General features: G+C 50.4%; 11 protein-coding genes. 6 read left to right on the top strand and 5 right to left on the bottom strand.

Annotation, left to right across the window (positions count from 1 at the left end; all coding sequences use genetic code 11):
• Nucleotides 1-25 precede the first annotated feature (25 nt).
• The gene (locus tag EPD17_RS16050) at nucleotides 26-604 is read right to left on the bottom strand and encodes a Crp/Fnr family transcriptional regulator (RefSeq protein ID WP_132055605.1); all 579 of its coding nucleotides are present in this window, start codon (nucleotides 602-604) and stop codon (nucleotides 26-28) included.
• A 344-nt stretch (nucleotides 605-948) separates the two neighbouring features.
• On the opposite strand from EPD17_RS16050, the gene EPD17_RS16045 reads away from it, so the two are divergent.
• Nucleotides 949-2,406: a glycoside hydrolase family 30 protein gene (locus tag EPD17_RS16045; RefSeq protein WP_132055604.1), complete on the top strand. Its 1,458-nt coding sequence runs from the start codon at nucleotides 949-951 to the stop codon at nucleotides 2,404-2,406.
• Between the two features lie 79 nt (nucleotides 2,407-2,485).
• Here the strand turns inward: EPD17_RS16045 and EPD17_RS20120 are convergent, their stop codons facing one another.
• Together EPD17_RS20120 and EPD17_RS16035 are read right to left on the bottom strand one after the other, a co-directional pair.
• Nucleotides 2,486-2,749 carry a hypothetical protein gene (locus EPD17_RS20120; protein WP_204743198.1) on the bottom strand — a complete coding sequence of 88 codons (264 nt, stop codon included), beginning with the start codon at nucleotides 2,747-2,749 and terminating at the stop codon, nucleotides 2,486-2,488.
• 100 nt (nucleotides 2,750-2,849) lie between these two features.
• The gene (locus tag EPD17_RS16035; protein WP_132055603.1) at nucleotides 2,850-3,944 is read right to left on the bottom strand and encodes an AI-2E family transporter; all 1,095 of its coding nucleotides are present in this window, start codon (nucleotides 3,942-3,944) and stop codon (nucleotides 2,850-2,852) included.
• Between the two features lie 213 nt (nucleotides 3,945-4,157).
• On the opposite strand from EPD17_RS16035, the gene EPD17_RS16030 reads away from it, so the two are divergent.
• From EPD17_RS16030 to EPD17_RS16015, 4 genes are all read left to right on the top strand, one after another.
• Entirely contained in the window at nucleotides 4,158-5,084 is a 927-nt protein-coding gene (locus tag EPD17_RS16030) for a BON domain-containing protein (RefSeq protein ID WP_204743196.1), read from the top strand.
• Nucleotides 5,085-5,554: 470 nt separating this feature from the next.
• Entirely contained in the window at nucleotides 5,555-6,148 is a 594-nt protein-coding gene (locus tag EPD17_RS16025) for a hypothetical protein (RefSeq protein WP_132055602.1), read from the top strand.
• 8 nt (nucleotides 6,149-6,156) lie between these two features.
• Entirely contained in the window at nucleotides 6,157-8,322 is a 2,166-nt protein-coding gene (locus EPD17_RS16020; protein WP_204743194.1) for a cation:proton antiporter, read from the top strand.
• Between the two features lie 69 nt (nucleotides 8,323-8,391).
• On the top strand, nucleotides 8,392-9,087 hold the full coding sequence (locus tag EPD17_RS16015) for a haloacid dehalogenase type II (protein ID WP_132055601.1): 696 nt from the start codon (nucleotides 8,392-8,394) through the stop codon (nucleotides 9,085-9,087).
• A gap of 208 nt (nucleotides 9,088-9,295) precedes the next feature.
• On the opposite strand, the gene EPD17_RS16010 is transcribed toward EPD17_RS16015, so the two are convergent.
• Both EPD17_RS16010 and EPD17_RS16005 read right to left on the bottom strand, forming a co-directional pair.
• Complete coding sequence (locus EPD17_RS16010; RefSeq protein WP_132055600.1) at nucleotides 9,296-10,915, bottom strand: tetratricopeptide repeat protein; 1,620 nt, start codon at nucleotides 10,913-10,915, stop codon at nucleotides 9,296-9,298.
• Complete coding sequence (locus tag EPD17_RS16005) at nucleotides 10,908-11,753, bottom strand: universal stress protein (protein WP_114236724.1); 846 nt, start codon at nucleotides 11,751-11,753, stop codon at nucleotides 10,908-10,910. Before EPD17_RS16005 ends, EPD17_RS16010 begins: the two co-directional genes overlap by 8 nt.
• Nucleotides 11,754-11,883: 130 nt before the next feature.
• On the opposite strand from EPD17_RS16005, the gene EPD17_RS16000 reads away from it, so the two are divergent.
• Nucleotides 11,884-12,576, top strand: coding sequence for a response regulator transcription factor (locus EPD17_RS16000; protein WP_114236723.1), 693 nt, complete (start codon nucleotides 11,884-11,886; stop codon nucleotides 12,574-12,576).
• Nucleotide 12,577 lies beyond the last annotated feature (1 nt).

Below are 12,577 nucleotides of genomic sequence, written 5' to 3'. Positions count from 1 at the left end.
AATGAAAAAGGCGGGTAAAAATTCGTTAGCTGCGGATCAGTTTTTTACGTACCCTGCTCAACGTTTCCGGTGTAAGGCCCATGTAGGACGCGATCATGTGCTGTGGCACACGCTGCGCAATATTGGGATACAGGTTCATGAAACTGGTGTAGCGTTCTTCCACCGAAAGGTTGGTGATGGACACCAGGCGGCGCTGCAGTGCAAGGTATGCGCCGGTGATCTGTAGGCGGTGATAGGTTTCGTAACTCGGTATTTTTTCCAGCAATTCTTCGTGTGCTTTTTTGCTGATGAGCACCAACTCCGAATCTTCCAGCGCATCGATGTTATACGTAGAAGGTTCGCCGGTAATAAAGCTATAGAGGTCGGCAATGGTCCAGCCTTCCAGTGCAAACTGCACAATGCGTTCGGTGCCTTTATCATCCACCACGTAGGAGCGGAGTGCACCCCGCTCCACAAAGCATGCGTATTTGCACACATCGCCCTCCTGCAGCAGGTATTGTTTTTTGCGCAGCTTTTTGGGCGTCAGGTACGGCCTGATCTGTTCCAGCTCTTCGTCGGTAAACGGAATTTTTGAACGCAGCGACTGGAAAAAAACTTCATACATCTGCAGGTGCATTTAGTGGGGCAAATTACTACAACAATTTCATGGTGCAGCCGGCGGCTTTGGCGGCAAAAGGTCGTTGGGGATAAATGCTGCGCATTGCCCGGCGGGGTTGTCGCCCGCATTTCTATTAATAAAGAAATATAGTGTACACCGCACTATTCAAAGTCATGCCCGCGGGTCGCTTTCCTTGACTTTAATCGTGTTTTGCCACTGCCGCCCGGGATAGATTTGCCCGGATGGCCGCCACCGGCATTTTTTACTGAACACTTAAAAATGCGCTACCGCAAAAAAGGGCGTCGATGGAATGGTGCAGGCCTATTTACCTACAATTAAACAAGGAGCGGATGCATAAAAAATTAGGAACTGCGGTGTTGCTGGCGGCTGTGTTGGCACAGCCGGCCGGGGCCCAAAAAGTAACGTTGCGGCCATACACGCATACCAGCAAAGAGGTGGCTGTGTACACTACAGCAAAAGGCACGGACCAGCGGCTATCGCAAGGCAGCAGTGTGCCCTTTACACCGTTTGGCCAGCCGCTGGAAACCCAGGTTTGCGTGTTTGTAGATCCGTCCAAAACTTTTCAAACCTTCCTTGGTATTGGCGGCGCCATTACTGATGCTTCGGCTGAAACCCTGGCTAAATTGCCCGCCGCACAACAGCAGGAGATCATTGATGCTTACTACAACCCCACCAAAGGCATTGGCTACAAACTGGCCCGCACCACCATCCACAGCTGCGATTTTTCGAGTGGCTCTTACACCTATGTGGCCGATGGCGATAAGGAATTGAAAACATTCTCCATTGCACACGACGAACAATACCGCCTGCCCATGATCAAAAAAGCAATGACTGCAGCGGGTGGCAAGCTAACACTGTATGTAAGCCCCTGGAGCCCGCCGGCGTGGATGAAGGACAACAAGAGCATGCTGCAGGGCGGCAAGCTACTGCCCGGGTACCGGCAGGCGTGGGCCAACTATTACATCAAATACATACAGGCTTTGGAAAAAAGGGACATTCCGGTGTGGGGCCTGTCGGTGCAAAACGAGCCGATGGCCAAACAAACCTGGGAGTCATGCATTTTTACTGCCGAAGAAGAACGGGATTTTATCAAAAACTACCTCGGGCCCACCTTGCACCGGGCCGGCATGCAGGGTAAAAAACTGATTGCGTGGGACCACAACCGCGACCTTATTTACCAGCGTGCCAGCACCATTTTGGACGATCCGGAAGCTGCGAAATACGTGTGGGGCATTGGCTATCACTGGTACGAAACCTGGACCGGCAGCGCCATGCAGTTTGGCAACCTGGAGCGGGTGCAGGAAACCTATCCGGCTACCAACCTCATTTTTACCGAAGGCACGGTGGAAAAATTTGATTTTAGCAAAATTGGTGACTGGTCGCTAGGCGAACGCTACGGCACCTCACTGGTGAACGATTTTAACGCCGGCACCGTAGCCTGGACCGATTGGAACGTGCTGCTCGATGAAACGGGCGGACCCAACCATGTGGGCAATTTTTGCTATGCGCCTATCATTGCCGATACCCGCAACGGCCAGGTGCACTACACCAATAGCTATTATTACCTCGGCCATTTTTCAAAATTCATACAACCTGGTGCCAAAAGAGTAGCAGCTTCATCCAACCGAGATGTGCTGCAAACCACCGCTTTTGTAAATCCGAACGGGCAGGTGGTGGTAGTGGTGCTCAACACAACCGATCAAGTAATGCCATACCGGCTCTGGGTAAAAGGGCAGGCGGCCGAAACGGTATCGCAGCCGCATTCCATCATGACGTTGTTGTTTTAACGGCAGGAATATACCAACATCAAAAATGCCCGGCTGAGCCGGGCATTTTTGTGAAAAGCTGTTGTAAGCTTACAATCGTTTAGCGGTTTCCGCCGCTGCGGTTTTGATCATCATCCGATCTTCCGGAACGGGAAGAGTCGTCCTGGCGGCCGCCTTGGTTGCCCATATTGCCGCTTTGGTTACCCATACCGCCTTGGTTACCGGTAGATTGTTGTCCACCTTGCTGGCCGCGCTGGTTACCCATATTGCCACCCTGTTGGCCACCTTGGTTGCCCATGTTGCCGCCTTGTTGGCCCTGATTTCCGCTTTGGCCGCCTTGGCCTTGATTTCTGTTGTCTTCCATAACCCAAATTTTTGGTTAGTGAATAATGAGGTATTACGGTAAAAAACCATGCCGTTCTGTTTGGCACACAATGCTTTTTATACGGCTGGGCTGATAGGCGCTATTTCCTGGAAAATATTTTGCGGAACCATGCGCCCAGGTTTTGCGTGGGCCGGGTGTTGCCGGTATCGCCAATAAGGGCGCCGTAATGCTGCAGGCCGGGAATATTGTCGAGGACGATTTTTACGATGCTGAGCATAGGGATAAACAGGATCATGCCGGAGATGCCCCACAGGAAACCGCCGGCCAGCATGGCCAGGATCGTCGAAAGTGCGCTGAGGCTAACCTCGCCGCCGAGAAAGTAAGGTGTTACCCAGTAATTGTCCAGCGCCTGGAACAGGCAAAAAGTGATCAGCACCCAGATTGCCGGCTGGTAACCCGTTTCGGTAACCAGCGCCACCAGCACCGGGAAGCCCGCCGCCAGCACGGGCCCCAGGTAAGGAATAATGTTGAAAATGCCCGCCACTGCAGCCAGGATCAGCGCATTGTCGATGCCAATAATGAGCAGGGCAACGGCATACAGTACAAACAGGAAAATTATGGAAATGGCCCGGCCGGTAAGGTAATGCTGCGCTACCATGCCAATGCGGTTCAGCACATCTTCGCGCTGCTCGTTGCTGTCGTTGGCGGCAAATTTTAGAAAGAATGCGTAATATCTTTCCTTGTGCAAAAGCAGCAGGAACGTAACCACCAATGTAATGATAAGCCCCGCCACAAGGGCCACCGAGCTGCGCAGCACACCGGTCATATAGCCGCGGACAAACGCACCAATATTCGCCGTTTCTTCTTTTAAAAATGTGGTCTGGTCCACCACCGGTATCCGGAACTTTCGTTCGATGTATTGGTGCAGCCCAACGATCAGTTCGTTGGCTTTTTGTTCAAAAAGGGGTAGGTCGCGGATAAAGCCGGAAAACTGTCCCAGCACAATACCAATGATGAGTAGAAAAATGACGAGCAGGATCAACACGCTAAGCAGGCTCGAAAAGATGCGCTTCCAACCCTTGCCATCGAGCCGGCGCACCAGTGGCGCCATCAGCATGGCCAGCATGATGGCAAAAAACAGCGGGATCAAGATTTGCTTGCCGTAAAAAAGCACCACGGTCAGCAGCACCAGCAACAGTAATCCCCTGTTCAGTTTGTACAAAAGGTCTTTCATGTAGCCAAAGGCCAGCAATAGTAGCAGCGGCCATATTCAGGCGTAAAAAGATTGTTCCATACCACTGCGTTGCATCATCGGTTACAGCTGCGTTGCAGGGCTTTTGGCAAACGAACAACAGGGTCATCCGTAGCCATCGTCTTTTGCAGTGCATTGCGTAAAAGGCATAGTTTTTTCTCGAAATAAATTTTATTCACTTAAATATTGTTTGCTATGGAACATGAAAATCAATGGCGGAACAGCGGCTACAATGCCCGCAACCAGCAATGGAACAGTGAGCACGATGATCAGAACTATGGGCAGCAAAACGACTGGAATGAAGACCGCGGCTGGGGCACCGGCCAGCAAAACCGCGTAGCCTATGGCTCGGGTGGCAATGATTACGGCAACCAATACACGGGTGCCTCCAACCGGGGCCAGCAGGGCGGCTACGGGCATCAACCCGATTTTGGTATGTATGAAAACGACCGGGGATACGACAGCCGCAACGAAGGCACCCGGTATGGCAACACATCGTATGGCGGGCAGCAATACAGCGGCCAAAACATCAACGACCAGTACCGCAACCGGGATAGCAATAATGCATACGGCTACGGCCACGAGGATAATGCCGGCAGCCGCTGGGGCCAGCGCTATGGCGCTGCAAGCAGCAACCAGCAGCAACGCCTATATTCCGGAGGCTACGGCTCCGACTACAACAGCGGCCGCAACCAATACCACACCGGCAACCGCGAAGGCCACGACCGCAACGACCGCAGCTGGTGGGATCGTTCCCGCGACGAAGTGTCCTCCTGGTTTGGCGACGACGATGCCGAACGCCGGCGTGATATGGACCGGGTGGATCGTTCGGGGCCCCACTATGGCAAAGGACCGCGTGGTTACCAGCGGTCGCAGGAGCGCATTAAAGAAGATGTATGCCATCGGCTGAGCGACGACGACCGGCTGGATGCATCTGAGGTGGAAGTGGAAGTGCAGGACAACGAAGTGATCCTTTCGGGCAAGGTGCACAGCAAGGAAGAAAAGCGCCGCGCCGAAGACCTTGCTGAACGCATTGCCGGTGTGTCGAATGTTACCAACCGTTTGCGCATAGATCACAGCAACACCGGCACCGATACCTGGAGCCAGAGCATTGGTATATAATCGTGTATTGTCAAATTCAAAATACATAAAGCGCCGCTGCATGCGGCGTTTTATGTATTCTTTTTTATTGGTAAAATGTTGGTTGGATCTGGGTGCAACTGCAATGTTGTTTTTTTAAAAATGGTATCGACATGTTGGTGCGGGTGATGTAACTATTCCGTTGGATTTTTGTAACAATGAAGATTCAATCCAATTCATTTATTGCATACTTGTATTGCGTCACAAGAAAAGTACACGCATTGTGTACTCATTGTTTTTATAATTAAATATTGATGCATTGAATGGTGGTTACCTTGCTATCCAACTGGTTTGCATTTTGCAAGTACCACATTCAGTTGTTACAACAAATAGGTTTATTACAGTACCTTTTTGATTAGAAAAGTATTAAAATAACACTTGAGCGTTTGTGTGCCTCACAGTTGGAATACTTTTGATGGCCGTTGTTGTATCATATTTAAACCTGGATCATTATGCGCCTATTTCTTTGTATTATTTGTCTCGGTGCCCTTTTTGCCGGATGTGGATCGGCCAACAAACAAAAAGAACTGCAAGCCAGGGAGCTGGCCGTGCAACAAAAAGAGCGGGCATTGAACAGCCGCGAACAGGAGCTGGCCATCAGGGAAGAATTGCTGGTGCTGAAAGAACGAAAAATGGACAGCACCATACAAGCAGACAGCACCATACAATTGGACAGCGCCTGGATGGCCAACCCCGATATAGCCGGCAAATGGAATGTGCAAATGACCTGTACCGAAACCACCTGTCCAGGTTCGGCGGTGGGTGATATAAAGACCGAGCAGTGGGAAATAGTGCAACAGGCAAACACCATAATTGCACGGGCACGTGTAAATGATCAATTGGTTCGGGTGTACACAGGCGGCTTTACCGACGGCCTTATTACACTGACCGAAGAACAGGCCACCGGCACGGCCACTACACCTGTGAAGATGTCGGTGCAATTGAAAAGAATCAACAAGACACGCATCGAGGGCAAACGTGAAATCATCCGTGAAAAAGATTGCCGCATTGTTTATAACCTGCAACTGGACGCCTCCACCAAATAAGCCGCCGAATGATTTATTTATTAAGCGATCTGGATTTTTCGTTACCACTGAGCAACCCGGTTGTTGTGTTTTCATTGGTATTGTTCATCATACTTTTTGCACCCATCCTGTTTAATAAGATCAAAGTGCCACACATCATCGGCCTGATCCTCGCCGGGATGATTGTAGGTCCGTATGGGTTGAATTTGTTGCTGCGTGATAGCAGCATTGTGCTTTTTGGCACGGTGGGCTTGCTTTATATCATGTTTACGGCCGGTTTGGAAATAGACCTGGAAGAGTTCAGGAAAAACCGCATAACCAGTCTGGTGTTTGGACTGTTTACCTTCCTGCTGCCCATCGGCCTCGGAAGTGTAGCCGTTTATTACGTGTTGAACTTTAGCTGGCCCACAGCCATATTGGTGGCCAGTATGTTTGCCACCCATACATTGCTGGCTTACCCTATTGCCAGCAAATACGGCATCAACCGCATCCGTTCGGTTACGTTAACCATTGGCGGCACCATCATTACCGATATCCTGGCCCTGTTGGTGCTGGCTGCGGTAATTGGCACTACACGCGGCGACATTGATGCTACGTTTTGGGTGCAGTTGGCAATTTCTACGCTGGTGTTTGGCGCCATTATCTTTTTTGTGTTCCCGCTTATTGCCCGTTGGTTTTTTAAAAAATTCGAAGATGCGGTTTCGCAGTACATTTTTGTGCTGGCGATGGTTTTCCTTGGCGCATTCCTGGCCGAGCTGGCAGGTTTAGAGCACATCATCGGTGCTTTTTTGGCGGGCCTGGCCCTCAACCGTTTTATTCCGCACAGTTCGGCGCTGATGAACCGCATTGAGTTTGTAGGCAATGCGTTCTTTATACCATTTTTCCTGATCAGCGTGGGCATGCTGATCGATTTCAGTGTGTTGTTTAAAGGCCTCGGTGCATTAAAGGTTGCGGCAGTAATGACGGTGTTGGGCGTTTTGACCAAATACCTGGCAGCGCTGTTGACGCAAAAAACATTTCGGCTGTCGCAATTGGAGCGGGGTATGATCTATGGGCTGAGCACCGCCCGGGTAGGCGCTACGCTGGCTATTGTGTTGGTAGGCTATAATATCATCATCGGCGAAACGCCCACCGGTGAACCCATCAGGCTTTTGAATGAAGATGTATTGAACGGTACCATCATTATGATCCTCATTACCTGTACAATTTCTTCGTTTGTAGTGGAACGTACTGCACAACAACTGGCATTGCAGGAAGAAAATGTTCCCCGCGATGAAGGCGATAGCAATGAACGGATCCTGATTTCACTGGCTTATCCTGATACGGTAACCGAACTCATTGACTTTGGCATGATGCTGAAACCCCGCCATAGTAACGTGCCCGTATATGCGCTGAATATTATTTCCGATGAATCGGATAACAGTAAAACAAAAACGGTAGCAAAAAAAATGATGGACAAAGCAGTGCATCATGCTGCTGCTACGGAGCAAACCATTTTACCCCTTACCCGTTTTGATGTTAATGTAAGCAATGGCATTATTTATACGTTGAAAGAGCAAAACATTACCGACCTGATCATCGGGTTGCATCGTTCGGCCAACCAGCACAATTTCCTGGGTGCTACCGCCGATAGCATTTTGCGCCATACATCGGAAACTATTTTTATTTATAAATCGGTTCAGCCTTTCAATACACTCAAGCGCCTGGTGGTGGTGGTAACGGTGAAGGCAGAATTGGAACCGGGATTTGCACACTGGTTTTCGAAACTGACGACCATTGCCAAAGAAGCAGGCCTGCCCATTGACTTTTTTGCTACTCCCGAAACCATCAAGGAATTGCAGGACCAGCAAGCGGCGCAGAAAGCAGAAGTAAAAATATCCTGTCATGCGTTCAGCAACTGGGACGACTTTCTCATCTTTAGCCGAGAGGTTAAAAAAGACGACCTGCTGGTGATTGTGTCGTCGCGCAAAGACCATGTTTCGTACCAGCCTTCGCTGGAAAAATTGCCTTATTACCTGTCCAATTATTTTGGCTCCAACAGCTTTATCATGCTGTACCCGCAGCAGGTGGAGCGGGGTATAAAAATGGATGATGTGCAGTTTGTAGATGGCTCACTGGCCGAAACTATTTCGGACAGCGTGGCGCAGGTAAGCAAAGCCGGCCGTTTATGGAAAAGGCTGTTCCGTAAAGTGTAGTTGCTTGCTCGTTGATTGATCATTTGCCAGCAGTATTTCTTTTATAAACAAACAAATTACCAGCATTACATGGCAACGGATAAAGATGATTTTAAACCCGGCCTCATTTTGTTCGATGTGTATGAAACGCTGATGGACATGAGCAACATCCAGCGCCGCATCAATTCGGTACTGGATAGCAAACGGGGTTTTACCATTTGGTTTGAACTGCTCATGCAATACTGCTTTCTCGATAATTGCGTGGGGCAGTTTCACCCGTTCCCCGACATCTGCAAAGCCACGCTGCACATGAGTGCCAAAAGCCTGGGCAAAACCGTATCGGACCACGAGGTGGACGATATGCTGCACCTGATGAAACACCTGCCGCTGCACGATGGCGTGCCTGAAGCTTTGTCGGCGCTGAAAGATGCGGGCTACCGGCTGGCGGCACTCACCAATGCACCGGCGCAGGTGGTGCAGGAACGCATGGAACGCACCGGGTTGATTTCTTATTTCGACGGCGTAATGAGCGGGGAGGAGATCAAAAAATTCAAACCCGCCTGCGAAGTGTACCAATGGGCTGCGCAAAAAATGGCGGTACCCACCGACGATTGCCTGCTGGTAACGGCGCATCCTTGGGATGTGGCAGGAGCGCATTATGCCGGTATGAAAACGGCGTTCATTCAGCGGCCGCAGCAAATGGCTTACCCACTGGCGCCACCACCCGATTTTATAGCACCAAAGTTGCACCTGTTGGTGGAGCGTTTAGTGGTGACCGCTAGTTAGTGCCATGTTCAGTTTTGCCCGTTTATTTAAAGTACAGATTTTTTTAAAAAAAGCGGTAGTGAGCTGCTGCAACAAGTGCAGCATGACAAGCCGCGGTGTGGTTCATGCATGTAGCAGAAGAGCTATTAAAAAAGGTATTCAAATAAAAATGCCTCCCAACCGGGAGGCATTTTTGAAATCCACCAAAAAACAAACACTATGAAAAAGGCTATTTACTGCTGGTATCTTTCTCCAGGATCTCGATGTATTTTTTAGCATCGGCATTGCCCGGGTCTACCTCCAGCAATTTTTCAAAATACCCGATGGCTTCGGTGTAATCTTTCTGGCTGTTGGCCTCGTATGCCGCCAGGTAACCATAAGCTTCCACCATCCATTTCTGGTAGTTTGCATCGCTGGTGTCTTTTTGCAGCACTTCAATCAGTTGCTGGTACACGGGCACCGCCAGGCCTTCTTTCATTTCCGGATCTAGCAGGGCCTTGCTCTTGGCCAGCCAGTAATATCCAAAACTTTGCTCCGGATATTTTTGGGTGTACATGCCATAGATCGAATCGGCCATGGCATAGTCTTCGGCGCGGAAATAAGCCAGGCCGGTATTGAACAGGTCGAGGTTGGTAGCAGCATTGTTACCGGTGTAATATTGCTGCAGCCATTTGCCTTGCTCCGCATATGCTTTACGTGCACCGGCCATATCGGCCAGTTTGCGGTAATGCTGGTACCGGGCCGCCGAATCGGGCTCCAGCGCTACGGCGCGGGTAAGGTATACCGATGCCAGTGAATCTTTATCGGCGCTGTTGCCGGCCATTACAAAATCGCCCATGGCCATATAATCCTGCGCAATCACCATGCTGTCGGGGGCCTTTTCAAAATACTGGTTGAAATAAGTCAGGGCCTGAGCGGTGTCTTTCAAACCTGCATAGCTATAACCAATCAGTTTGAAGATTCTTGGCTGCACGGCATCCCCTTCCTGCCCGATCAAACCTTTTGCTTTGGCAATGGCCTCGTTGTATTCTTTATTGAGGTACAACAGGTCGGCAAGGTCGTATTGGTTAGCCACCGAAGTATCGGTGTTGGACAGGAAACGGTTGTAGTATTCCTTTGCTTTGGCCGGGTTGCGGGCAAATTCGTAGGCATACAGTTTTTCCAGCGCAGGCCCGTAATTAGGATCTGCGGCCAGTGCATTTTCAAAATGCTGCACATACATTTCGGCATTTTTCTGCGATAAGAAAATGTCGCCTAACTGGTAATGTGCCCGTGCATGTTTAGCATCTTTTGCAATGGCTTCCTGGTACATCTGGAAGGCCTCACCGCTCTTGCCCAGTTTGCGGTACGCATCGCCCAACAGGGTGTACAGTGCTGCATCGCGTTTGTCGCGTTTGATGGCTTTTTGCAACAGGTCGGCAGCCACGGCCGCATCACCGCCTTCTGCCTGTAAGTGTGCAGCGGCAACGGCTTTTAATACGGCAGCATCCTTCTGTTTTGTTTTATTCAATGCCTGCTCAAAATAGTAAGTGGCACTGTCTTTTTTAGCGGCATCCAGCAGCGCAGCACCCTTAGCTACCTGGAACATGGGCTGACCGGCCACGCTTTGTGGCGCAGCAGCCAATGCCCCGTTTGCTGCCGCAGTGCTGTCCTGTGCCAGCAAGGCCTGCGTCAGTCCCAGCCATGCTTCGCCATTTTCGGGCTGTTGCGCCGTTATTTGGCTAAACGCATCCCGGGCGCTTTGGTAGCGTTCGTAATACAGGCTTTTATTCGCATCCTCGATGTTTTGGGCCAGCACCGGTCCTGTAATCAGGAGCAATGCACCCAGTGTGGTGGTTAGTTTATTCATAATGTTGTTGTTTTTCTGTTGTTGTTATAATTGGCCGGCGCACCGCCAGCACCTCAACCTTTGAATGAGCCGGTAGAGCATCCTGGATAGGGCGGTTCCAGAAATCCAGCCCCGTTTCATTTTCGGGGTAAACCAGCACCAGGTCGGCATCAATGCGGGCTGCAAACCGCAGCAGTTGTTTTGCCCCCGGCTTGCCTTCCAGCAGTGTAAATTCAACCGGGCAGAGCAGGGATTTTTGCACCCACTCGTACAGGTGGAGCAGCGTGTTGGTGGCTTTTTTTGAAATAGCCGCACCGCTGCCAAATGCCACCAGGTGTACCATGGGCCGCAGCCTGCCGCACAGCGCGGTAAGCGTTTGCATTTTTGTTTCGGGCAGCGAATCGGACACCGGCACCACGATGGTTTTAATAGGCTGGTGCAGCGAGCCCGGCCTTGCGGTGAGCACCGGTATGCCCGATGTAGCTGCCAGCTTAGAAGGGTTGACAGCACCAATGAGTCGCGGCCATTTGTGCGGCGTCCGTTTGCCTATCACAATCAGGTCGGCATTAACGGCTGCTGCTGTGGCCACGATGCTTTTTTGCACGTTGGTTGCCCATTTTAAAATGCTGTGCACCGTAACTCCGGGTGTCGATTCTTCCAGCAAGCCTTTCCATGTGGCCAGCTTTTGCGCCATTTGTTTGTTGGCTGCAGCATTTTGCCGCCACAACAATTGCTGCACATGTAGCAGGTGCAGTGTGCCACCGCTTTTGTCCACCACATCCAGCGCACGGGCTATTGCTACCTCAGTATTCTGGGTGAAATCAACCGGTATTAATATGTTGCTGAATGTTTGCTGCATCACGTTCACGAAGCTACCACCGGGGTATTAGGCCGGCATTAATAAGAAATTAGAATAACATTAGAATGGAGTAGCAGCAGCCCTGGGGCTTAATTTGCAATACGATTATATACACCTTAAATTTTAGTGCATGGAGGAACGCAGCATACTGTTGGTGGAAGACGAAAAAAAGATTGCCGATACCCTGCGCATGGGGCTCGAAGAAGCGGGCTTCCAGGCCGATGCGGCGTATGACGGCAACATTGGCTGGCGCATGTTTGAGCAAGGCAGCTACAACCTGGTGGTGCTCGATATCAACCTGCCCGGCATGAACGGTTATGAGTTGTGCACCCGCATCAGGGCCCGCGACCAGCACACACCCATCATTATGCTTACGGCTTTGAGTGCATTGAATGATAAGATTGAAGGGTACGATGCCGGTGCCGATGATTACATCATTAAGCCGTTTGAGTTTCGGGAACTGCTGATGAAAATAAGGGTGTTGCTCAAACGCACCATCAACCAGCAGGTGCCCACGGGTACGGTATTGAAAGCGGCCGACTTGGAGCTGAACGTGGAAAGCAAGGAAGTAAAACGCGATGGTAAAAAAATACAGCTCACCGCTAAAGAGTTTCAACTGCTCGAATACCTGCTGCGCAATAAAAACCGCGTCGTATCTCGGGCCGACCTCGCCATCAATGTTTGGGATATTGATTTTGATACGCATACCAACGTGATTGATGTGTACATCAATTACCTGCGCAACAAAGTGGACAAACCTTTTGATACCCGCCTCATCGAAACACAGGTGGGCATGGGCTATATTTTAAAAGATCATTCATAAC

The organism is Pseudocnuella soli (assembly GCF_004347775.1).
Taxonomy (GTDB): Bacteria; Bacteroidota; Bacteroidia; order Chitinophagales; family Chitinophagaceae; genus Flavisolibacter; species Flavisolibacter aquaticus.
Note: the sequence above shows the minus strand (reverse complement) of the source record. Positions and strands in the feature narration are given on the sequence as shown.